Origin of the sequence: Acinetobacter sp. XH1741 (assembly GCF_041021895.1) — a bacterium.
Classification (GTDB): Bacteria; Pseudomonadota; Gammaproteobacteria; order Pseudomonadales; family Moraxellaceae; genus Acinetobacter.
In genome coordinates, this window is sequence record NZ_CP157428.1 from 858,496 (window position 1) to 881,957 (window position 23,462).

Below are 23,462 nucleotides of genomic sequence, written 5' to 3' on the forward strand. Positions count from 1 at the left end.
TCTCAAAAAATCGAACCTTATTTACCGTTTATCCGAGCTTTACTGAATCAAGATGCTGTTTGTTGTAGCCTGTTTATAGAAACCTTTATTTGAATCTTCATCTTTTAACTGAAATTAGATGAGTGATTGTGGGAGCACGTTATGAACTTTTTAAAACAATCAGCTTTGATCGCTGCATTTGCTTTTATGGGTTTACCAACTGTTCAGGCAGAAGAAGTAGCTACTTTACCCACTATTCGTGTTATGGCTGAATCTGAGCTACGTGACGAGGTGGGCTTTGTGCCGTTTCAAGAAGATAAGAAGGTACGTCAAGCACTACAACACCATGAATATAAAATACATAACGATATACAGAATGCTTTAGTCCCTGAAGGTATGACGGCTGTAAATTATCAGCCAGTTATGGCACAGCCAGATATGACTCAACTTTCACCATTTTTACAACAATATATTTTGGCAGTAGCAGGTGGAATCCAATCTTCCGATCCAACCAACGGTCTTTTTGAAATGTTAAAGCCGCTGAACATTAACCGAAATAATGTCGATGCTTATCGGAATGGAACAATGAAAGTGAATTTAGATGATCTGTTAAATTTACAAAAGCAGATTAAAAATGGTCTGCCGTAATTATTAAAATAAAAATCCCCGCATAGTGCGGGGATTTTCTTATCTTGATGTTAATTAAACACGTTCGATAATCGTTGCAATACCTTGACCAAGGCCGATACACATAGTCGCAAGACCAATTTGAGTATCTTGTTGTTCCATCACGTTTAACAACGTAGTGGTGATACGTGCACCAGAACAGCCTAGTGGGTGACCTAAAGCAATCGCACCACCATTTAAGTTAATGATGTCTTGCTTGTCATAAACGCCTAAGCCTTTCATTACTGATAAGCCTTGAGCAGCAAACGCTTCGTTTAATTCGATAGTTTGAATATCAGCCATCGTTAAACCAGCACGTTTAAGCGCTTTTTGAGTTGCTGGAACTGGCCCATAACCCATGATTGCTGCGTCACAACCTGCAACTGCCATAGAGCGAATCACAGCACGTGGTTTTAAACCTAATGCTTGAGCACGTTCAGCAGACATAAGCAACATTGCAGAAGCACCGTCAGAAAGAGCAGAAGAAGTTGCTGCTGTTACTGAACCACCTTTAGGATCAAACACAGGTTTTAATGCTTTGAACGCTTCAAGGTTTGCATCTGGACGGATTACTTCGTCGATGTCGCAAAGGATTTTAAAGCCATTTGCATCGTGGCCTTCAACACCAACGATTTCGTTTTTGAAACGACCTTCTTGCGTTGCAGCCCAAGCACGGCGATGAGATTCAACACCGAACGCATCTTGTTCTTCACGCGTAATGCCGTTCATGCGACCTAACATTTCAGCAGTTAAGCCCATCATGTTAGATGCTTTCGCATAGTGCTTAGAAGCTTCTGGGTTTAAGTCGATGCCGTGCATCATACCTACATGGCCCATGTGCTCTACACCACCAATAATGAAGATATCACCTTGGTTAGTCGCAATTTGTGCTGCCGCTGTGTGGATTGCCTGCATAGACGAACCACAAAGACGGTTCACTGTTTGACCAGCAACGGTTTTAGGCAAGTCAGCCAATAAACCGATGTTACGGCCAATGTTCATACCTTGTTCTAGAGTCTGGTTTACACAGCCCCAGATCAGGTCTTCAACTTCATTTACATCAAACTGGTTACGGGCAACGAGCGCGCGTACAAGTTCAGCAGATAAACTGTCGGCACGTACATTACGGAACATACCGTTTTTAGATTTGCCCATGGCAGAACGAACGCCATCAACAATCACAACGTCACGTGGATTTAAAGTAGCCATTCACGTCGCTCCTTAACCGTAGAATTTTTTGTTGTTAGCAGCCATGTCGCGCAACATTTGCGGCGCTTCATAAGCCTTACCTAAGTGTGCATATTTGTCGCAAAGCGCAACGTATTCAGCAACACCTGTTTGGTCGATGTAACGGCATGGGCCACCACGGAATGGAGGGAAACCTACACCCATGATCATTGCCATATCTGCTTCAGATGCAGTTGCTACAATCTTGTCTTCTAAGCAACGAACTGTTTCGTTACAGAAAGCAAGCATCATACGGTCAATGATTTCTTGGTTATCAAACTCGCGTTTTTCACCAGTAACGAACGGTGCAATCACTTCATACGCTGTTGGGTCAACAGTTTTTGCTTTCTTGCCTTTCTTGTCGAGTACGTATTTGTAGAAACCTACATCGTTCTTTTGACCAAGACGCTTCGCTTCATACATTGCTTCAATTGCGCCTTTATAGTCTGGCTTCATACGGTCTGGGAAACCTTCTGCCATGACTTCAGCACCATGTACACCTGTATCGATACCTACAACGTCGATCAGGTAAGCAGGACCCATTGGCCAACCAAACTTAGACATTACATTATCGATTTGCTGGAAATCTGCGCCGTCTTTTACAAGAAGGTCAAATGCACCGAAGTAAGGGAACAATACACGGTTAACCAAGAACCCTGGGCAGTCGTTTACAACGATTGGTGTTTTACCCATTTTTTGAGCAAGAACAACAGTAGTCGCAATCGCTTCTTCAGAAGTCTTTTCACCACGAATAACTTCTACAAGCGGCATCATGTGAACTGGGTTGAAGAAGTGCATACCAACGAAGTTTTCAGGACGTTGTAATGCTTTTGCTAAACGTGTAATTGAAATTGTAGAAGTGTTAGAAGCAATGATCGTGTTTTCACGAACATTTTTCTCAGTTTCTGCAAGTACGATTTCTTTAACTTTTGGATTTTCAGTTACTGCTTCGATCACGATATCAACTTCTTTAAACTCATCGTAGCTTAAAGTAGGACGGATACGAGCAAGCGTTTCACCCATTTGCGCAGGCTTCATTTTTTTGCGTTCAACTTGTTTAGTTAACAAGCTGTTTGCTTCTGACATACCTAATGCAAGTTGTGGGTTGCCAATATCCTTCATGATAATTGGTGTGCCTTTGCTTGCTGCTTGGTAAGCAATACCGCCACCCATAATACCAGCGCCAAGTACGGCTGCTTGGTTTACAGGGTGAGCGCCTTTTTCATGTTGTTTAGATGCTTTTTTCACAACTTGGTCATTGATGAATAAACCAATCAATGCACCAGCTTGTGGAGTGATAGCTGCTTTAGCAAAACCTTCAGCTTCAACTTTTAAAGCTTCATCACGTGCAAGGCTTGCACCCGCTTGTAATGAATCAAGTAATAATTTTGGAGCAGGGTATTGAGCAGGGTTTGCTTTAGCAAGTACAGCACCTTTTGCTGTGTTGAACGCCATCATTTGTTCAAGCGGGTTCAATTTTACAGCATCAAGTTTTTCTTGGCGTTTTGCTTTCCAGTTTAAACGACCAGAAATCGCTTGTTTAACCAAGTCAGTTGCAGCATCAAGTAATTTGTCCTCAGCGACAACCGCATCTACAGCACCATCTTTAAGTGCAGCAGCCGGTTTTTTAGGAACAGCCATCGCCATCCATTCAACTGCATTGTCGATACCAATCACGCGGCTTAGACGAACACTACCACCGAAACCAGGGTAAATACCGAGTTTGATTTCTGGTAAACCTACTTGTGCAGTTTCTGACATCACGCGATAGTCACAAACTAAACACATTTCAAAGCCACCACCTAAAGCCATGCCATTAATAGCAGCAACTTTCGGAAGATCTAAATCTTCAAAGCTATTGAAGATTTCGTGAACAGGCATAAGCCAGTCAACAATCGCTTTTTCGCCTTGTGCGAAGTTTTCACCAAATTCAGTAATGTCTGCACCAACGATAAATGTTGATTTGCCTGAGGTAACAACTAAGCCTTTAATATCGTTATTGGCTTTTACCGCAGCAATAGCAGCTTGGAAATCTTCAATTGTTGCACGGTTAAATTTATTGACCGACTCACCTTGTAAGTCAAAGCGGAATTCTGCAATTCCGTCCGCAAGCATTTGGACGGTAATGGCATTGCCAGCGTGGATCATGCCTGATCTCCTTAGTTTTGGAGGATTTCTAAGTTGATGTTATGAAGCGTGTGTACAGCTCCGGTACACATTTATGCTTCGCTAATCTTACGATAACTATATCTAAAAAGAAGCCAACAAGTTGTATCAAGCCGTGACGCAAGGGTCATCTTATTTTCTGTTAAATTAATACCAGTTAAATGCATAAAGGAAATCATACACATAGCGAAGGGCTAAAGGCTTTTGTTTTAATTTAAGTTTTTGTTGATAAAAGATTTAAACCGTTAATTTTTTATATAAAAAGAGAGGATTTAAGAAAGTTAATTTCTTGTCAAAAAAGTCAATTGTTTAGTAACACTGTTTAAAAAACTGGACGATGAGTTCACAAAATTTTAGTTACTTGTGATTGTAGAAAAATAAGTAATGTTTTTTATTTTTATAGACTTAATACTTCCCGATCGATTAGATCGTTTTTTACATTCGCTTTTTATAAGTCAATTTTGTTAAAATTTGCGCCAATTAAATAATCTTCCGGCTTTCATTGCCTTGGAAAATCAAGGTAAGGTTGCCCTAAACTTTTGAAAGAGTAGCAATATGATTAAGTGGATCATATTAGCGATTTTTGTGATATCGGCATTGTATATCCAATATCGCGGCAAAGTGCGTCACTCGTTTTATCGTCAATTTTTTGACCATTCAACCTTGCTCGCACCGATTAACTTTTTAATGTACATCTTTTCAAAGGTACCGAATCAGCCTTATATCGACACTCAACACTTTAAAGATTTACAAGTGTTGGATGAAAATTGGGAAATGATTCGAGATGAAGCGAAAGCTTTATATGACCAAGGTGGGATTAAAGCATCAAGTACCTATAATGACTTAGGTTTTAACTCGTTCTTTAAAACGGGTTGGAAACGGTTTTATCTTAAATGGTATGAGTCGAGTCATCCTTCGGCTGCTGAGCTTTGTCCAAAAACGACTGCATTACTCAAAACCTTGCCAACTATTAAAGCGGCAATGTTTACCGAGCTTGCCCCTGACAGCCGTTTGGTTAGACACCGTGACCCGTATGCAGGTTCACTTCGTTATCATTTAGGTTTAATTACTCCAAATGATGATCGTTGTTTTATTGATGTAGACGGTGAAAAATACTCTTGGCGTGATGGTCAAAGTGTTGTGTTTGATGAAACTTATATTCACTATGCTGAAAATAAGACTGATCAAAACCGTATCATTTTCTTTGCAGACGTTGAACGTCCGATGAAAGTCAAATGGATGGCGCGTTTCAATCACTGGTTTGGTCGTAATGTTATGACTGCTGCGAGTTCACCGAATGAAACAGGTGACCAAACAGGCGGTCTCAATAAAGCGTTTGGTTATGTTTATCAAATTCGTATTAAAGCCAAAGCATTAAAAGCGAAAAACCGTAAGCTATATTACTTCTTGAAATGGTTCCTCATGCTTGGGATTTTCTTCCTGATTTTTGTTCGACCTTATGTGTTTTAATTAAAGCACCTGAAATAAAAATTCTGCGTGATTGAACTAAGCCACACCTTCGAGTGTGGTTTTTTTGTGGGAAATTTTCTGTGAGGTCTCTGTGTCACAACAGACTTTAATCTTTTGCGCTGATTTAAAGTAAAACACCATTGCAACACAGAGATAAAGGAGCTAAGCCAAACGCTTAGCCCAGACTACTTTTGTCACATCGCTGCATGGTGCTCAAAAAAGTAGGGGCAAAGTCCTGTGGGAGAACAGGACTTTGCAAACTGACATGTTTAAGGGTCTGCATGAGCTTAGGGGAGTAGGCTTGTTTAAGACGCTGATAAATACAGTCACAACTGGTTTTGCTGTGCTCACCCGTTAGGCAAATTTTTTCAAACTCCTGCTGCGTGTGTAAATTGCAACCCGAAATGCCCAAGCGACCTAGAACTAAACTAAAAGTTAAAATAGATTTATAAGTTTTCATATTATTCTCATAATGATTTATATCTATGAGTGGAATAAAAATATAATGGGTTTAAATGATTAAAATAAAATTTAGGTAATAATTAATCCTCCTAAAAATATAGGAAAATAAAATAATTAAAATTTTAAAATAAAAATAATTTATAGATATAAAAAATAAGGCGTAAAACCAAATTTTAAATAAATAAAATAATTAAATGAGAGAGAAAATGAGTTTGAATAATGGCATGGCCAACTCCTTAAAAATGGAGTCCTACCACCAAATCACCGTCAATTGATTAGGGTGGTAGAACGAAAGGGGGTTAGCAGACTGGACTCGTAGAAACCAGCACGCGCGAGGCGTCCCCCTCCCGTCCTACCGCAAAGAAAAGGGGACGCAAGGGTCTAACGACTTATAGTAGAACTATAATCCGCTACGAGTTACGGTCTGCTAAAACCGTCTGGCAATGTAGGCCAGCAAGGAGATAATAATAGTTAAAATGAAAAGCGTCAATTATTAAAAAGGGTTTTTGTTTAAAATAAATGTGGTTTATTTTTTATTAAATTTTTTTATTTTAAATATTCTTTATGAAATATTTATAATGTTTAAAAATTCTAATTAATCTAAAATATTACATATAATAAAATTGATTAGATATATTTCTCTTTGTTATGATCCCGCCACTTCATGATAATAACAGGCTTAAAATGGCAACTCCCTATATAACGATAGGCTGCCCGACTACTGGTGGAGGGCAAGTAATTTCAGGGAACAGCATGTTCCTTATAGAAGGTATTGCAATTTCTTGTGTCGGTGATAAGGCGACATGTCCAACTCATAAAGTTACGGCTACGATCGTATCTGGCGACCCTCACATGAATATTTTGGGCAAACTGGCTGCGCGTGCTGGAGATAGTTTGTCTTGCGGCTGTAAGCTTTTACCAAAGCAAAGTTTAGTGGTTCAAGATAATGGGGGTGGTTCGACCTCTAACGCTATACCTACTAAGAATTTTCAACCTAGTCATATAAAAGAATTTGGACAAAAATTTTTGATTATTGATGAAACAACATCTGAGCCATTAGCTCATGTTAATTATGAAATTCATAAAAATGGTGAATTGTTTTCAAAAGGGGTTACTGATGAACAAGGATACACCCAGTTTATATCTGGCACTGAAAATGAAGAAATCGAATTAAAAATTGTTGTAGAGGATAAAAGTCATGAACACTGTTGTAAGCCTTAGAGCTAAATTACAGAGTAAGGATTTTATTGAAAAAAATCCAACTACTGTAACTGTAAATACACGTAGAAAATTGACAAGCGGAGAAATTACTCTTGCTAAGACGATGTTTAAAGAAGCAATAGACTACACTAAAGTTGAAATTATTCGTGGAGGTTTATTTTCAATTCCAACTATGAGTAAGAATGCTATGACCCCATTTGGTAGTATTCATTTACCAAATGAAGATTATGATAATGTTAAAGATTTCTCGCAGGATCGAAAAGCCACGAATAAAATATGGTTCATTCATGAAATGGCCCATGTGTGGCAGTATCAATTAGGATTAAATACAGCACTTCGAGGACTCGAAATAGGTGTGAGAGGTGGTTACAGTGATGCTAAAGCTTATGATTATGATCTAGCTAACGATGATCAAGGTAAAAAATTTAATCAGTTTAATTTTGAACAACAAGCTGAGATTATTAGTCACTACTTTGATGCTTATTATTTATCTATTCAAGGACATAATTACCCAGTCTTACACAATAAAAATGTTATGCAAAAAACTGCTTTAAAAGATGTTTTGAATGAGTTTCTGGTTAATCCATCTGATAAAAAATTGCTATCACAGAACTATGGAAGTCTCTATTACAATCATGAGCCCAAAAGGTATTGATGATGAATAAATATATATTATTAATCTTCTTAATGATGCCATTTTCTATCTTTGCAAACTCAAATCCATATAGAGGTGGTGAAGTAAATATAGAAATAAAAAATGAAACGCCATGCTTTTATATTAATGATATGGAGCAAAAGGGTATATTTAGTATTGTTTTATTAAATTTATCTAGAAATAGTAAAGATTATTGGAGTTATGACAGTTCTTTTGACAAGAGTTATCCAACAAAAAACAATTGTGTTGTTCTTAATGAAAAGAACTTTAATGGCTTTAAATCTTTAAAGGAGAATACTCCTTACAGTGTAACGTTGGGAGGAGTAAAAACAGCTTACAATAGGAATTTTTGTATTACACGCATATCTAAAAAGATTGTGATACAAGATTTTAGAGCAGCACAGTGTGTAGATCGAAAATCTAGTTTTTGGGATAATTTAAAAAATTACTTTCATAAGTGATCAAATTATTGATTAATAAAATCTTTTAAAATGGTGTGTTTGGTACAGCTACATCAGTGGCAAGACGTAAAATATGAAATAGTAGAGAGCACTATTTATTATTTTTATATAGCCACTAATATTATAGAAACATGCCATTTCATGAATATGTCGCACCATATGCAGGCAAATGTTGTGTTTTTCAGCGAAATGGTGGTAGATATTATAATTAAGACATGGAAAGGTGAGCCCTTAACGCTATAAGATATTTTTTATACTTTTAAAACGATGACTGCTGTTGTGGGACGTATTTATTTAAAATTTTAGGTGAATTTTATATTAATTATTGGGATGATAATGGGGTTGGTAAATATATACCTTTCTTGTACTTAATAAATTTAAAATTTGTGTGGAATATAAATGAATACGGTGATGAAACAAGCTTTAGTAATAGCTACATTCAGTGCAGCAGTAATATTAACTGGGTGTGGTAAATCTAAGCCAGAGCCAAAATCAAAAACAGACAAAGTTGAGGCAATTTCAGATTGGAGCTGTACGCACCCTGACAATTTAAATCAGATTCAAACCTCTTTGAAAAAAGAATATTTGAAGCAAATCGAGCGTAGTTTAAGACAAAGTCAATATCAGGTTGATGCGGATATACTTAATAAAATTAATCAAGGTTTAAAGTTTGAAATTAAAAATATTCGCACTTTACCATTAGAAGATGAAAGCCAAAAAAATACACAGTTAAGTTGTCAAAGCCAATTGGTCGTTTCATTGCCGAAAGGTTTACAACAGCGCGCAGAAAAAGCATATCTTGAAGCACAACAGCATGATAGTGATGAGGTATATACACTCAATGACTATTTTTCAGATAATGAATCACCTTTGACCCTTGAAAATGACCAATTGAAAGGAGAGTTTTTTTATAACATTACAAAAACAGATAAAGAGGGTTTGGTGTTCGACTTACCTAGTCAAAATACTGTCATAGATGGTGTGGTCTTTGTTGCAACTAAAGCTGTGCAATACGCGGCTTATGTGGAAGAAAATCAGCGTTATGAAAAAAGTCGTGTAGAAGATGATAAGCAATCTGCAGAAAACCTTGCTGCACAAACTGAATTGGCACAGAAAGCCATGGATGTCCGTAAAAAAGAGTTGGATACTGAAAAATCCAAGCAAGTCGAACGCTTAAATCAGACTTGGGATAAATTGAGTACTGAGAAAAAAACTCAATTTAAACAGGATCAATCAGACTGGTTTGAGAAACGTGATGTTGAGTGTAAGGTGCTTGCACAGAAAAGTGTTCATGACATTCCTGAAAAAGATTTAGAAACCTACCAAAAACAATCTGATTACTGGACTGCTGACATGCGTAAGCAAAACCAAGAGATGCAATATACACAGTGCTTTATTCAAAAAACTATAGAGCGAACAGTTTATTTAAATAATTTAAATTAATCTAAAACTGCTTATAAGTGCCTGGTCAATTGTATTTAAATAAATGTGATTGACCTATTGCGGCTAAGTACTCTGATTTTATAAGAGGAGGTCTTTGCCTCAATATTTCTAGAAAGATTAAAGCACCCGAAAGGGTGTTTTTTTATCAAATAAAAACGATAAATTCATTTTGTGACTCACTTCACAGTGCTGGCAATTTGTTACAACTATTAAAAGCCAACATATAATTTTGCTTCTACAATTGCTCAGTTTTTTCGAAGACTGGTTAGCGCAAGTAGGTTTTTACAATGGCTCATGCTCATCACGCAGCTCATGCATATGTTCAGCATATTAGATTGAGAAAAGAAGAAAGTGAAAGTTCTCAGGATGATCTAAAAACGAAGACAATGTTAAGCAAAGCATCTTCGGAGTCTAAAAAGCATCATCGATCAGCGTCTAAAAGACATAAATCGGACGATCAAAACATCGATTTACATAAGTTCTCAAGCAAACTTGAAAGTATGTCAGCAAGACATAGCAAAGAGAAATGCGCGAAAAATATTCGTATCGCTTTACAAGCCGCAGGCGCAGATGTATCTAAACATCCGGTAGCCGCATCTGACTGGGGGCATACTCTGGAAAAGAATGGCTATAAGAAAATTAAACCAGCGTTTAGTCGCCCTCAAGAAGGCGATATCTACATTATTGAGCGTACCAGTGGCCACACCTACGGGCATATTGCTGGTTATACAGGAAATGGCTGGTTCTCAGATTTCCGTCAAAAAACTTATGCCGTGTATAAAGAAAAAGACGTGAAGTATAGTTACTATCGCCTCGATTCTTAAGGTAGTACGACACACTTTGTCGGACTACTTTGTTATCGCTTTTCAAATTTAGGTTCAGGCACAGTAAAGCACTTGAAAAGTAAGGATGAAAACATCACATTAGGTATTCAGTATTAAGCCATGCATGCCAATAGTGAATCAAAACGCTCGTCCTCATATTGAAAAAATTTTAGCCCATATGACCCAGCTTCCAGGCGTTTATAAAATGCTCGGGAAAGATGGTGAATTGTTGTATGTCGGCAAAGCGAAAAACCTAAAAAATCGGGTGTCGAGTTATTTTGTTAAAACGATTGAGCATCCTAAAACTCAAGCTTTAGTTGCGCGAATTTATGATATTGAAACGCTCGTCACGCGTTCAGAAACGGAAGCGCTACTTTTAGAACAAAACTTAATTAAACAACATCGTCCGCCCTATAACATTATGTTGCGAGACGACAAGTCGTATGTCTATATCTTTGTGTCGGCCGATAAACCTTATCCACGAATAGCCAGTGGGCGTGGAAAGGGTAAACATCAAATTGGTAAATTCTTTGGGCCTTATCCAAGCGCTTATAGTGCGCGAGATACTTTACTGGTTTTACAAAAACTTTTTAATGTGCGCCAGTGTGAAAATAGTTACTTCTCACAGCGCAAACGTCCATGTTTGCAATATCAAATCAAGCGTTGTTCTGCGCCGTGTGTAGGTTTGGTCTCACCTGAAGATTATAAAGAAGATGTAAATAACAGTATTCGGTTCTTACAAGGTGACACGAAAGAACTGAATCAAGAGCTGATTGCAAAAATGGAGCAAGCAGCGGCAGAGCTTGAATTTGAAAAAGCAGTTTTTTATAGAGACAGATTATCTTTACTTCGTGAAGTACAAGCACAACAAGCTGTTTTTAAAGTGAAAGGTGAGGCTGATATTCTGGCGATTGCCTATCAGGCTGGCGTGACATGTGTACAGATTATGCATGTGCGTAATGGACGCATGCTCGGCGGAAAAAGTTATTTTCCCGATATGTTGGGTGATGACTTGGGTCAAATGCTAAGTGACTTTATGGCAAACTTTTACTTTCAGGTTGCCGATGAAGTACCAAACGAACTGATTGTAAATACAGCTTTGCCTGACCGTAAAGAGTTGGAAGAAGCGTTAGCACAACAGTTTGATAAAAAGGTTCAGATTAAGAGCAGTGTACGGGAAACACGTGCTGAATGGTTAGAGCTGGCTGAAATGAATGTTCAGCATGCGATTAAGGGGCAGCTAAGTAACCATTTAGAACTGAATGAACGTTTTCATCAGCTTGAGCAAGTGGTTGGACGCCCAGTCGATCGTATCGAATGTTTTGATATTAGTCATACCATGGGCGAAGCGCCAATCGCATCATGTGTGGTATTTGACCAAGGCGGCGCACGTAAACGCGATTACCGCCAGTTTGCCATTCAGGATATTACCGCTGGTGATGACTACGCTGCCATGCGACAGGCCTTAACTCGTCGTTATAAAAAGGCTATGCTGCCTGATTTGCTGCTCATTGACGGTGGTAAAGGTCAACTTCATATGGCAATGGAAGTAATGCAAGAGCTTGGTCTTGATGCTTTCATGATTGGTGTTTCAAAGGGTGAAGGGCGTAAACCGGGGCTGGAAACGCTTCATTTTACAGACGGCACAAAAATCCAGTTGCCTGAAGATAATAAGGCTCTACATTTGATTCAGCAGGTGCGTGATGAAGCTCACCGTTTTGCGATCACTAAACATCGTGCTAAGCGTGACAAACGCCGTAGCACTTCAGTTTTAGAGGCAATTCCGGGTCTAGGGCCAAAACGCCGCCGCGATTTATTGACACATTTTGGAGGTATTCAAGGCGTGTTAAAAGCATCGGAAAAAGAATTGACTGTGGTCCCGGGGCTAGGTGACGTCATGGCAAGAACGATTTATAAAATTCTACATGAGTAGACGGTGTCCAAAAAGTGACTGACAAAAGCGCTCGTTAATTAATAGCTGAATGATCATTCACATAACAGCCAAAATGATGAAAGATGGCACTTGGTCACGTATATGATTTAGGGAATTGAATGTCATTACTACAACTATTTGAAGATGTAAAACAACACGAAGAAATTGAAATTCCCGAAGGATGGTTACAGGGACGCACAGTGTTTGGAGGGCTTGTTGCCGGGTTGTTGATGCAAAAGGCATGTTCAAATATTCAAGATCCAGACAAGAGATTATTAAGTTGTAGTGTTACTTTTGTGGGGCCGGTACAGCAGGGTGCTGCTCGATTGACGATTGAGATTTTAAGAGAGGGGAAATCGGTCACTACGCTTGAAGCTCGGTTATGGCAAGATGGCGCAGTCCAAACCATTTTGGTTGCAAGTTTTGGGGTGTCTCGTACATCGAGTATTGATGTAAAACAAGAGCCAGTTGTTCCACTCTATGCACAGCCCGAAAATTTAAAGACGATACCTTTTTCGAAACATATGCCTGAATGCTTTCAGCATTTTGATGTCTGTTGGGCTGAGGGAAATTATCCGGTGACGGCAAGTGAACAACCAGACTTTGGGGGCTGGTCACGGTTCTCACCCCGGCAGTATGAAAATCGTCAAATGACAGTGCCTGATTTAGTTGTGCTTATGGATATTTGGCCGCCGGGTGTGTTGCCGATGTTTAAACAGGTAGCTCCTGCCAGTTCTTTGACGTGGCATATTACTTATGTGCATCCAATTCAGCACCAGTTATGTGATTGGTTTAAATATAAAGTTGTCACTGAGTATGCTGGTGAAGGTTATTCAACAGAATATGCCTATCTTTGGGATCAAAATGATCATTTAATTGCGATCTTGCGGCAAACTGTTACCGTATTTACCTAAGTAATCTACTTCCTCGATGTACATATTTCGTATAAAGTGACTGTTACAGATAGATACAATATTGAAGTATGTGTCTTTGTCTGTTAAAAGATGCGTGACGACTAAATTGGCGGTGTTTATGACCACAGGGCGAATCCTGAATATCCCAAATATCCTAACTTTGGCGCGTATAGCGCTTATTCCTGTATTTTTGGTGATTGCATATTGGCCGCCTGCAATAGGTATTGGTGAGCATGTAGGAAGTATGACTCGTCATATTATCTTGACTGCAATTTTTGTGCTGGCAGCCATAACCGATTGGTTCGATGGTTATTTAGCACGAACTTTAAATCAGACTTCAGCATTTGGCCGTTTCCTAGACCCAGTTGCAGATAAACTTATGGTGGCAGCCGCACTTATTGTATTAGTGCAGTGGAAACCTACCATTGCAATGGCTTTTGCAGCAATTGTAATTATTTCTCGAGAAATTACTGTTTCTGCTTTACGTGAGTGGATGGCAGAACTCGGCGCACGAACCAATGTGGCTGTGTCAACTGTAGGTAAATACAAAACAGCATTTCAAATGATTGCGATTAGTGTTTTTCTATTAAATTGGCAACCTTTAGAAATGCTGGCATATGCTTTGTTATATACCGCTGTTATTCTTACTTTGTGGTCAATGTTTATTTATTTAAAAGCAGCTTGGCCATATCTAAAGCAGCCATAAATCTAATTATGTTGATAAAAGCCTTTCCTCGATGAAAGGCTTTTTTATTGCAAAGTGCAAGAATCGGGTCGTCATCATGTCTTGGCTACTTTAAAGTAAGATTGAGTACTAAGGAGGTGACAGATGCAAATGCTTTCTTCTCGGCAATTTGCTGTGATTGCCACAATCATTGAATATTTATATGAACATCTAGACCAGCAGCCAAGTCTGGAAGATGTCGCTGTCTATATGAATTTAAGTCCGAGTTATATTCAACGGCAGTTTCAAGAATGGGTGGGTGTTAGCCCTAAAAAATTTGTGCAATATATGAGTTTGCAGCAGGCAAAATATTATTTGATGCAGCAACATAGTTTGTTGGACACTGCCTTAAATACTGGACTGTCAGGGACAGGTCGTTTACACGATTTGTTTATTCAACTTGAAGGTATGACCCCAGGTGAATATAAACAGCAAGGTGATGGCGTTATTCTTAATTACTCAGTTGAAACGAGCCCATTTGGTGACTTGTTGGTGGTGAGTAGTGACAAAGGAATTTGCTCTATTCGCTTTATCGATCATCGTGAGAATATTGAAGAAATCGTAAAACAACACTTTCCAAAAGCCCATTTAAAAAATAACTCACCAATTTGGCATCAACAAATTGCAGAGTGGTTTGAACAAGATTTTTCGGAACACTTACAACAAAAGCTTCCACTTAATCTTGCGGGGACTCCATTTCAGTTACAAGTATGGGAAGCGTTGCTGACGATTCCCGAAGGACAGTTACGAACCTATCAGGATATTGCCGAACAGATTGGCAAGCCAAAAGCAGTAAGAGCAGTGGCTACTGCAATTGGGCAAAACCCAATCGCGTATTTAATACCCTGTCATCGGGTCATTCGTGCAACGGGTATGGTCGGTGAATACCATTGGCAAAAAGGGCGTAAACTGGCATTGTTAGCTTGGGAGATGGCTAAGCAACAAGGTGAGATTGCATGACACTAGATTTATTTTCTCCGGAACCTTGTGCAAATCTGTTGCCGTATGAGGGCGAGGTGCAAGATTATGGCTGCATTTTAAGTGCTGAGGACGCTGAAAAATATTTTCACTATCTGTATAAGCATCTGGCATGGCGGCATGATGAAGCGAAGCTATACGGTCAGCATTTTATTACCCCACGAAAAGTCGCATGGTATGGGGATGAACATTATCGCTATAAATATTCTGGTGTATATCGTGATTCTTTGCCATGGGATAGAGCGCTTGCCAAGCTAAAACAACAGGTAGAAGAAATACTTTCAGAAAAATTTAATTCCTGTTTAGCAAATCTGTATGAAGATGGGACGCAAGGAATGGCTTGGCATAGTGATTCGGATGTATCTTTGGCAAAAACCACAACCATTGCTTCTTTAAGTTTCGGAGCTACCCGAAAATTTTCTTTTAGACATATTCAAACGAAAGAGAAAGTTGAACTCCTGTTACAACCGGGGCAGCTGATTGTGATGCGCGGTGAAACTCAGCAACATTGGCAACATCGATTAAATCGTTCAACAAAGATTTTACAACCGCGTATTAATCTAACTTTCCGTCAATTCAAGTTTTCATAAATTTTATAAAAATCGGGCAAGAAAAAAGCCCATGATGGCAACATGAGCTTATTCCTCTGAGGGAGAGCCTCCTATTGATGAGCTGCTGATAAAGAATCACCAATAGGCGCTAAAATCATAATATGAGAATATTAAGATATATTCAATGCTTTAAAGTGTAAGAAAACTTTAAATTATCAAAAATCTTGTTTTATATCTCGCCCTTTTCTGACAGTTCCATAAAGCGCTGCTCAATGAGCGTGGCATTTTCTTGCAGAATTTCGATGAGTTTTTCAATATTGAGAAAATCAAATCTGTTCTTTGATGCCACTAGCGTTAAGGCTAGAGGAACTTCTTTACTTGAAAAGCGAACGGGTACAGCAAGGCCTGAAACACTTGGGTCAATCTCACCTTGTGAGAAATAGAAGCCTTGTTTCTTTATTTTACGCATGCGTTGAATGAAACTTGGCTCATCTTCGGCAAAGCCAGATTGTTTTAATTCCTGATGAAAACGTTGATAGTAGTCATGGATGCGTTGTTTGCTTAAATGCGAAACCATCGTTTTTGGAGACGAACCAACATAAATAGGTCGTGGGCAGCCTCGGCCATATGACAGTAATTCGGTGTCTTTAAATATTTCATGATGTATGTCAATGCAATAATCATCATTTAAATAAGTGAGTAAACAGCAAAGTTCGGTACGCTCTACAATATTGCGCATAAATGGTGTGCTGATTTGGACTAGAGGGTCCGTTGTTCTAGATATATAGTCAAGAACTGCAATTTTTGAGCCTAAGGTATAATCGCCAGAAGTACCATTAATGCGTTTTAATAGGTCGGCTGATACGAGTTCTTTTAGATAACGGTAGCTAGTCGGTTTAGACAAGCCAAGTTCTTCGCAAATAATATCGACATTAATCACTGGACGTGAAACTGAAAATAGGTCCAGTACGGTTAAAATTTTGCCAAAACTTGAAATTGCCATAGTGTCTTGTTCGTATCCTTTAACAGCGAATCATCTTTGAGTTTTTATAACAGAAAAAAAGAAGGTTTGTCTCAATTCTAAAATAAATGCCTGATTTGAGTATTTTACTCTGACAAAGAGAAAACTTCTCTTAATCTATACATCATATACGATAATCAAAAAACATATCAAATTATCAAATAGAGATATTTTAGTTGACTAAATCGCTTTATTTTGAAAAAATTGCCAAACAAAATATCTAATCGAGAAATTGGTCGGTTCCAGATTGATTTCTTGATACCTCTTCTTTCCAGAGTTTGGTCGTTTAAATAGCGCCCAAATTAAAATCATCTCGGTACATCATACAGAGATGTGGAAAAATCATTGTATTGAAGGATGCTCTCATATTTCATTTGTTCATAAAGCAAATGACAAAGTCGTGTTGTCTTTTTAAAAGGCAATTGGGCACTGATGAGCATGCTCCTCAGTTCAAATCTGTATTTGAGATGAGTTCATGTTATTAAAGCAAATACTGGCGTTTCGCCCGAGTAAGCTTGATCTGATTTTTGCAATAAAGACATTTATTGCCGGTATGTTGGCATTATTTGTTTCATTTGAATTAGATCTGATTAACCCGATGTGGTCGATCGGTACAGTCCTGATTATTGCCAATCCTTATTCGGGCATGGTTTCTTCTAAGTGTGTCTATCGTGTGTTAGGGACAATAGGGGGAGCTATTGTTGCCTTAACCATAACACCTCATCTGATCAATACACCTTGGTTATTTACGGTGGTGTTATCACTCTGGGTTGGTTTTGCACTTTACGTGTCTTTACTTGATCGGACTCCTCGTAGTTATGCTTTTATGCTGGCGGGTTACTCGACAGCCATGATTGTCTTCAACTCGATTACTTATATTGATCAATACAATATTTTTGATATTGCTTTAGCTCGAGTCATAGAGATTTCGATTGGGGTAATTTCAAGTGCTGTGGTTTCTGCCACTATTCTTCCAATGCATATTGGTTCTGCGATTAAACAACGGGTAATCAAAACCCTCAAAGATACAGAGAATCTGTTTGCTAATTTATTAACTACAGATTTGCAGCAGAACAATACTCAGCTTTTGGCTGCTATTACACGTGATACCACAGATATTCATGCTTTGGCAGTCCACTTGAGTTATGAAAAGGGTGAGCTGCATGGCATGACCAAACCCTTGCAGGAAATGCTGCATCAAATCTCAATGGTGGTGGCCAATTTAGTCGCTTTATCTGAACGTATTAAGCAGCTTCAAGAACTTCAGTTTATCGAAACTCATGCAGAAAAACTGCAACGACTTTCAGCGCATGTTGTTCAATTTTTAGAACAAAAAGATCTGATTGTTGATGAAAATATTTTGCAGTTACCTGATGAGTTTGAAAGTGATTTTACAAGTTTGATGGAATCGGCTTCTACGCATCAGCAAGTTTTAGTAGCCGCAATGAAAATGGATGTACGTCATTTCATTAGCAATGTTTTAGCGGTTAAAGTTTTGTGGCAGCGAATTCAGCAAGGTAATAAAGAAATTCCTGACAACATTACCCCAATGACCACCAAATATCCGAGTTTACACCGTGACCATGGCGTAGCAATACGAGGTGGTATTAGTGCAGTCCTGATTACCTTTATTGTGACTGGGGTCTGGATTGTTTCAGGGTGGAAAGCTGGATTTATGATGGCACAAATGGGTGCAGTGACTGCCTGTATTTTAACGGCCTTAGATAACCCTGTTCCCGTTTTGCGTATTTTTATCTGGGGCAGTATTGCTTCAGCAGTTTTAGTCTTTGTTTATGCGTTTGGTATTTTCCCGCATGTCACAACTTTCTGGGAACTTGGACTGGTGTTGTTACCAATGTTTTTGTTCGCAGTGTCTATGATGGCCAACCAGATGCTTATGCCAGTAGGTATGGTTTTAGGTATTAACACCATGATGGGACTAAATTTGCATAATGCGTACAGTATGGATGCAGTGTCTTATCTTGATGGTTCTTTTGCCATGATTTTGGGTGTTTTAGTCTCTTTGATTGTCATTGACGTTGTTCGTGCCATGTCTCCAGATACAAGTGCAAGCCGTATTTTAGCGTTGCATTATCGTGCCATGCGACAAGCGATCTACCTGCCATATGGGCTTGATTTCAAAGTTCATCTACGCAGTATGCTAGATCGGATTGGGATTCTAAACAGCAAAATGGTGCAGTCTGACGAGATTAAAACCTCAATTCATCAAGCATTGATTGAGTCGAGTAGTATTGTTGATTTAAGCCGATTACAAGAGTTGGCAAGTCAGTTTCCTCAAACCTCTGAGCTCACTCAGCATATTGGTGATTTGCAACAAAATCTGGATGAACTGTTTAGAGCTAAAGAAAATGATGGAAGCGATACGACAGCTTTAGTCGAGCGAATTTATCGAGCGTTATTTGAATTAAAACAGCTTGCTTCAAATGTTGAAGATATGACTATGAGACAAAGACTACTCATTTCACTGAACAATATTGCTTATAGCATGTGTCATGTGTCATCAGACCAAATGAATGAAAACAGCGCCCTGAGAGGAGCCACAGCAAATGGGTGAGTTTAATGTTTACGGGATTTATGTGCCTTCTTTGCTCATCCAAGCCCTGTTGGCATATATATGTTTTCGAGGGTTAAGTCGGTTGACCAACAAGTTGATTGCACAAGGCTGGATTGCATTACCTAGTATTTTTAATTTGTGTTTTTACCTCTTATTGCTTTTGGTAATACATCAAATTTTTGTTGGGATCGGTGCGTAGAGATGATTGCGAAATTAAAGATTGAGTTAGGTGAGTGAAATGAATCAGGTGGATTTGAAAAAAGTCATCCGTCCAGTAATTTTGATTGTCGCATTAATGGTTGCTGTTTATACCATTGTGCATTTGTGGAATTACTATAATGCAGCGCCGTGGACACGCGATGGCCGAGTTCGTGGTGACGTTATTCAAGTATCTTCAGATGTAGCGGGTCTTGTCACAGAAGTATTGGTTCAAGATAACCAGACTGTGAAAAAAGGTCAGGTACTTTTTAAAATTGATGTCTCTCGCCGAGCTTTAGATGTAGAGCAAGCAAAGTCTGATTTGGCAAAAGCGAAAGCCGCATTTGCTCAAGCAGAAGCTGGTTTAGCTCAAGCAAAAGCAAACTTGATTAAATCGAGTACGAATATCCAGCTCGCTGAAAAAAATGCAAGCCGTTATTCAAACTTAATGGATGGTGCGATTTCTAAGCAAGAACAAGATCAAGTCTTTGCCACTCGTGACCAATCACATGCAGAGCATGAGCAGCTTCAAGCAGCGATTCAACAGGCACAAGCAACGGTTAAACAGCAACAAGCACTGATTGAAGCCGCAACAAGTAATTTACATTTAGCTGAACTCAATATGCACCGTGCAGCTGTTGTGGCACCAGCCGATGGAGCACTTTCTAACTTTGATTTACGTCCAGGTAATTATGTTCAAGTTGGTCAAGCCGTTGCAGCATTGTTAGATCGTAAACAACTTTATGTGGTGGGATATTTTGAAGAAACAAAATTAGACCGCATTCATATTGGCGATGAAGCAAGTGTGCAATTAATGGGTGACAGTCAGAAAATCAAAGGTCATGTTCAAGGTATTGCATCAGGTATTGAAGATCGTGAGCGTTCAAGTAGTTCTAAATTGCTTGCAAACGTAAACCCGACTTTTAGCTGGGTTCGTTTAGCGCAGCGCGTACCTGTAAAAATTGTATTAGACGAAGCACCAAAGAATCAGCTTGCATTTGTCTCTGGTCGTACCGCAACAGTACATATTATTGAAAAATAAAATCTTTAGTTTTTAAACGCAATAAAAAAGCATGTGTAAAACATGCTTTTTTATTTTATGGCGTTAAGCCGACGGGATTGCGATACCAGCTCTGGATGAGTAAAGCCGCTGCAAAACTATCTGCTGATAATTTCTTAGCGCGGCCTTGTTCTTGGTAGAAACCAAGTTCTTCTCTAGCTTCACGGGTAGTTAAACGCTCATCTACCATCCATGTTTCAATATTGGTTTGATGGCGTAAACGTCGCGCAAATTTACGTGCACGTGTAGAAAGTTCCGACTCGCTATCATCCATGTTTAATGGAAGACCAACAAGAAACATATCTGGTTGCCATTCTTTCACGATTTTTAACAGTTGATCCCAATTAGGAATCCCATCTTTCATCACAAATAACGGTAGGGGATTTGCACTTTCAATTGATGACTGACCTATAGCAATTCCCATTTTTTGAGTGCCAAAGTCAAAAGCCATAATTGATTTTGATTGTGTCGCAGTCATCAAGCATGTCCGATTTCAGAAGCCAGCCATGTACGATCTACACCAATTTTTTTATAAGCTGCATCCCAACGGTCGTCATAAGGCAAGTTAAAGATCAGATCCATATCTGCATCACAAATAAGCCAGTCACCACGAGCGATTTCGTCTTCTAACTGGTTTTTCCCCCAACTCGCATAACCTAGCGCAATTTGGTAGCGACCAACACCTTCATTATGGGCAATTGCATCAAGAATATCTTTACTGGTGGTAATACATACATTTTCACCCACCGCAATAGAAGAGTGCCATGTAGGTTGCCCAGTATGAAGAACGAATCCGGCTTCAGGACGTAAAGGACCGCCTTGTAAAACTTCATGAGGATTTACATTATCTGCTTCAATGTCTAAATCATTGAGGAGTTCTTTAATTTGGATACCAGCAGGGCGGTTGATAATAATACCTTGCGCACCTTCTTCGTCATGGCGGGCAAGATAAATTACAGTATTTGCAAAAAATTCATCTGCCAGTTCTGGCGGGGCAATTAAACAACGGTGAGTCATATATTGTTTGGTCACCTAAGCGGTTCTCCCTCAAAAAATGTCGCTATAGGGTCTCACGACCCTTTTATCTATATAGGTTCTTTTTATCAACATACAAGAGTTAATCGGATTTCGCCAATCTTTTTCTCTTATTTTCTTTATTAATTTGAAGAAGCCTGAAATTTAAGTTGGCGTAATTGTTTGGCGTGTTGCAAGGTTGTTTCATTAATTTCAACACCACCTGACATACGTGCTAACTCAAAAATAATTTGATTTTCATCGAGTTCAACAATAGTACTGCTGGCCGGATCTGTTTGTTGCTTTTTAACTAATAAATGTTGGTCAGATTGTGCAGCGACTTGTGCTTGGTGAGTAATACATAAAAGTTGTACGTGCTGGGCCAAGTCGGCAAGTAACCGTCCAACGACTTCAGCCGTACCGCCACTAATCCCGACATCAATTTCATCAAATACTAAAACTTCAGATTCAGTTTTTTCAGCATTCATGACTTGCATTACGAGTGCAATACGTGAAAGTTCACCACCCGAAGCGACGCGTGCTAATGGTTGTGGTGGAATACCTTTATTGGCAGTAAATAAAAGTTGAATAAAGCTTAAGCCTTCTGCACCTGGTTGCTCCAATGGCTCAAACTTAAACTCAAAGTGTGCCTCAGGTAGTGCCAAAGGTTTAACCTGTTCGGTGAGTTGTTTGGCAAGTGGGGCAGCAGCTTCACGACGAATATGGTCTAAATGCTGAGCTTTTTCTAAAAACTCCTCATGCGATTTTTCAACTTGCTCCGCCAGTGTTTCTGGGTCTTCAAGCTGATGTAATTGCTCAAGCTCATTTTGCCAAGTTTCATATTCTTGTTTGAGGGTCTCTGGTTGAGTCCGGTATTTACGGGCAAGACGATGGAAAACTTCAAGTTTGGAGTTCAGTTCTTCCATGCGTTCAGGGTCGAAGCTCTGACGGTCAATAAATTGACGTAAACTTGATGTTGCATCATCAATTTCACTTTGAGCATTCAATAGTGAATTATAAATTTCCGAAAGCTGTTCACTACGTCCTGCATGAGACTCTAGCCGACGAATGATCGATGACATTTCTTGGGTAATGTTCTGTTCAGCTTCATCAAGTGCATTCAAACTATAGCTACAGTCTTGCATGATATGTTCATGATGACTAAGGCGATCGAATTCTTGCTCGATCTCTTTGTAATCGGTTTGAATGACTTCTTCTAGCTCTTCGATTTGCAGTTCTAACGTCGCGATACGTTGCAAACGAGTAGCTTGGGCATCAAGAGCGGCCTGATGCTGACGAATATTACGCTGCCATGTGCTATAGGCTTCACGGACATCATTTGCTTCGACATAAAAATTGTTATAACGGTCTAACCAATGCTTTGGATAAGGCGGTTCAAGAAGTTGTTGCTGGCTATGCTGGCTATATAACTGAACCAATAAACGGCCTAATTCTTTGAGCTCAGATAGGCTGCTCGGACGACCATTGACCCATGCTTTACTACGGCCAGTTGCAAAAATAACACGACGTAAATGAATTTCCCCTGAGTCATCATCTAGTTCGTGTTCTTTTAACCATTGTGCTTCAGGACTATTATCCTGATAAGTAAAAACCGCAGTCACATCTGCTTTGTCCGAACCATAGCGGACATAATTTGTATCTGTACGTTCTCCTAAACAGGCAGAGAGTGCATCCAGTAATAATGATTTTCCTGCACCTGTTTCACCTGTTAGAACATTAAATCCTTGTTCTATATCAATGGCTAAATGATCGGCTAATGCAAAATTAATTAAAGTTAAATGTGTGAGCATAAACGCATCCAACGCGCCAAATTATGGGTTAAAGATAGAGAAGTTTTGAATTTGCTACAAGTGATCTATTATTCTAACTGAAATTATATAACAGCAAGATTGCGGATCT

Annotated in this window: 22 protein-coding genes and 1 pseudogene; 16 read left to right on the top strand and 7 right to left on the bottom strand. The window is 39.0% G+C overall.

All coding sequences use genetic code 11. The features are described from left to right. Positions 1-141 precede the first annotated feature (141 nt). Positions 142-627, top strand: coding sequence for a hypothetical protein (locus tag ABLB96_RS04175; RefSeq protein ID WP_348898443.1), 486 nt, complete (start codon positions 142-144; stop codon positions 625-627). Positions 628-681: 54 nt separating this feature from the next. Here ABLB96_RS04175 and fadA read toward each other — a convergent pair whose 3' ends face one another. Both fadA and fadB read right to left on the bottom strand, forming a co-directional pair. Further along, on the bottom strand, positions 682-1,854 hold the full coding sequence (fadA, locus tag ABLB96_RS04180) for an acetyl-CoA C-acyltransferase FadA (RefSeq protein ID WP_019456791.1): 1,173 nt from the start codon (positions 1,852-1,854) through the stop codon (positions 682-684). 12 nt (positions 1,855-1,866) lie between these two features. Next, complete coding sequence (fadB, locus tag ABLB96_RS04185; RefSeq protein WP_348898444.1) at positions 1,867-4,020, bottom strand: fatty acid oxidation complex subunit alpha FadB; 2,154 nt, start codon at positions 4,018-4,020, stop codon at positions 1,867-1,869. A 573-nt stretch (positions 4,021-4,593) separates the two neighbouring features. On the opposite strand from fadB, the gene lpxO reads away from it, so the two are divergent. Then, a complete protein-coding gene (gene lpxO, locus ABLB96_RS04190) occupies positions 4,594-5,508 on the top strand; it encodes a lipid A hydroxylase LpxO (protein WP_348898445.1) in 915 nt (304 codons plus the stop codon). A gap of 175 nt (positions 5,509-5,683) precedes the next feature. On the opposite strand, the gene ABLB96_RS04195 is transcribed toward lpxO, so the two are convergent. Then, complete coding sequence (locus tag ABLB96_RS04195) at positions 5,684-5,968, bottom strand: hypothetical protein (protein ID WP_348898446.1); 285 nt, start codon at positions 5,966-5,968, stop codon at positions 5,684-5,686. A gap of 686 nt (positions 5,969-6,654) precedes the next feature. On the opposite strand from ABLB96_RS04195, the gene ABLB96_RS04200 reads away from it, so the two are divergent. The 11 genes and pseudogenes from ABLB96_RS04200 to ABLB96_RS04250 all read left to right on the top strand — a co-directional run bounded on the left by ABLB96_RS04200 (position 6,655) and on the right by ABLB96_RS04250 (position 15,713). Then, the gene (locus ABLB96_RS04200) at positions 6,655-7,191 is read left to right on the top strand and encodes a PAAR domain-containing protein (RefSeq protein WP_348896305.1); all 537 of its coding nucleotides are present in this window, start codon (positions 6,655-6,657) and stop codon (positions 7,189-7,191) included. Further along, the gene (locus tag ABLB96_RS04205) at positions 7,169-7,846 is read left to right on the top strand and encodes a zinc protease (protein WP_348896304.1); all 678 of its coding nucleotides are present in this window, start codon (positions 7,169-7,171) and stop codon (positions 7,844-7,846) included. The genes ABLB96_RS04200 and ABLB96_RS04205 overlap by 23 nt, the downstream gene beginning before the upstream one ends. Before the next feature lie 2 nt (positions 7,847-7,848). Next, positions 7,849-8,307 (top strand): NF045616 family extracytoplasmic (lipo)protein, encoded by a 459-nt coding sequence (locus ABLB96_RS04210; protein ID WP_348896303.1) that lies wholly within the window; start codon positions 7,849-7,851, stop codon positions 8,305-8,307. Between the two features lie 299 nt (positions 8,308-8,606). Further along, positions 8,607-8,710 (top strand): annotated as a pseudogene (locus ABLB96_RS04215) (hypothetical protein). Then, the gene (locus ABLB96_RS04220; protein ID WP_348896302.1) at positions 8,707-9,750 is read left to right on the top strand and encodes a DUF1311 domain-containing protein; all 1,044 of its coding nucleotides are present in this window, start codon (positions 8,707-8,709) and stop codon (positions 9,748-9,750) included. The pseudogene ABLB96_RS04215 and the gene ABLB96_RS04220 overlap by 4 nt, the downstream one beginning before the upstream one ends. A 287-nt stretch (positions 9,751-10,037) precedes the next feature. Continuing rightward, positions 10,038-10,574 carry a CHAP domain-containing protein gene (locus tag ABLB96_RS04225; protein ID WP_348896301.1) on the top strand — a complete coding sequence of 179 codons (537 nt, stop codon included), beginning with the start codon at positions 10,038-10,040 and terminating at the stop codon, positions 10,572-10,574. 133 nt (positions 10,575-10,707) lie between these two features. Beyond that, entirely contained in the window at positions 10,708-12,507 is a 1,800-nt protein-coding gene (gene uvrC / locus ABLB96_RS04230) for an excinuclease ABC subunit UvrC (RefSeq protein ID WP_348896309.1), read from the top strand. 119 nt (positions 12,508-12,626) lie between these two features. After that, positions 12,627-13,421: a thioesterase family protein gene (locus ABLB96_RS04235; RefSeq protein WP_348896300.1), complete on the top strand. Its 795-nt coding sequence runs from the start codon at positions 12,627-12,629 to the stop codon at positions 13,419-13,421. Positions 13,422-13,539: 118 nt separating this feature from the next. Beyond that, positions 13,540-14,127 carry a CDP-diacylglycerol--glycerol-3-phosphate 3-phosphatidyltransferase gene (gene pgsA / locus ABLB96_RS04240; RefSeq protein ID WP_309454670.1) on the top strand — a complete coding sequence of 196 codons (588 nt, stop codon included), beginning with the start codon at positions 13,540-13,542 and terminating at the stop codon, positions 14,125-14,127. A gap of 123 nt (positions 14,128-14,250) precedes the next feature. Then, entirely contained in the window at positions 14,251-15,105 is an 855-nt protein-coding gene (locus ABLB96_RS04245) for a methylated-DNA--[protein]-cysteine S-methyltransferase (protein ID WP_348896299.1), read from the top strand. Beyond that, the gene (locus ABLB96_RS04250; RefSeq protein ID WP_348896298.1) at positions 15,102-15,713 is read left to right on the top strand and encodes an alpha-ketoglutarate-dependent dioxygenase AlkB; all 612 of its coding nucleotides are present in this window, start codon (positions 15,102-15,104) and stop codon (positions 15,711-15,713) included. The genes ABLB96_RS04245 and ABLB96_RS04250 overlap by 4 nt, the downstream gene beginning before the upstream one ends. A gap of 190 nt (positions 15,714-15,903) precedes the next feature. On the opposite strand, the gene ABLB96_RS04255 is transcribed toward ABLB96_RS04250, so the two are convergent. Next, positions 15,904-16,677 carry an IclR family transcriptional regulator C-terminal domain-containing protein gene (locus tag ABLB96_RS04255; RefSeq protein WP_348896297.1) on the bottom strand — a complete coding sequence of 258 codons (774 nt, stop codon included), beginning with the start codon at positions 16,675-16,677 and terminating at the stop codon, positions 15,904-15,906. 493 nt (positions 16,678-17,170) lie between these two features. Between ABLB96_RS04255 and ABLB96_RS04260 the strand changes: the two genes are divergently transcribed. From ABLB96_RS04260 to ABLB96_RS04270, 3 genes are read left to right on the top strand one after another with little or no spacing between them, the layout of a single operon-like run. Then, positions 17,171-19,270 carry an FUSC family protein gene (locus tag ABLB96_RS04260; protein WP_348896296.1) on the top strand — a complete coding sequence of 700 codons (2,100 nt, stop codon included), beginning with the start codon at positions 17,171-17,173 and terminating at the stop codon, positions 19,268-19,270. After that, on the top strand, positions 19,263-19,469 hold the full coding sequence (locus tag ABLB96_RS04265) for a DUF1656 domain-containing protein (RefSeq protein WP_348896295.1): 207 nt from the start codon (positions 19,263-19,265) through the stop codon (positions 19,467-19,469). The genes ABLB96_RS04260 and ABLB96_RS04265 overlap by 8 nt, the downstream gene beginning before the upstream one ends. Before the next feature lie 39 nt (positions 19,470-19,508). Further along, on the top strand, positions 19,509-20,510 hold the full coding sequence (locus tag ABLB96_RS04270; RefSeq protein ID WP_348896294.1) for an HlyD family secretion protein: 1,002 nt from the start codon (positions 19,509-19,511) through the stop codon (positions 20,508-20,510). Between the two features lie 55 nt (positions 20,511-20,565). Here ABLB96_RS04270 and ruvX read toward each other — a convergent pair whose 3' ends face one another. From ruvX to recN, 3 genes are all read right to left on the bottom strand, one after another. Further along, positions 20,566-21,006, bottom strand: coding sequence for a Holliday junction resolvase RuvX (gene ruvX, locus ABLB96_RS04275; RefSeq protein WP_348896293.1), 441 nt, complete (start codon positions 21,004-21,006; stop codon positions 20,566-20,568). Beyond that, positions 21,006-21,560, bottom strand: a complete 555-nt coding sequence (locus ABLB96_RS04280; RefSeq protein ID WP_348896292.1) for a YqgE/AlgH family protein — start codon at positions 21,558-21,560, stop codon at positions 21,006-21,008. The genes ruvX and ABLB96_RS04280 overlap by 1 nt, the downstream gene beginning before the upstream one ends. Positions 21,561-21,685: 125 nt before the next feature. After that, positions 21,686-23,353, bottom strand: a complete 1,668-nt coding sequence (gene recN, locus ABLB96_RS04285) for a DNA repair protein RecN (RefSeq protein WP_348896291.1) — start codon at positions 23,351-23,353, stop codon at positions 21,686-21,688. Between the last annotated feature and the right edge of the window lie 109 nt (positions 23,354-23,462).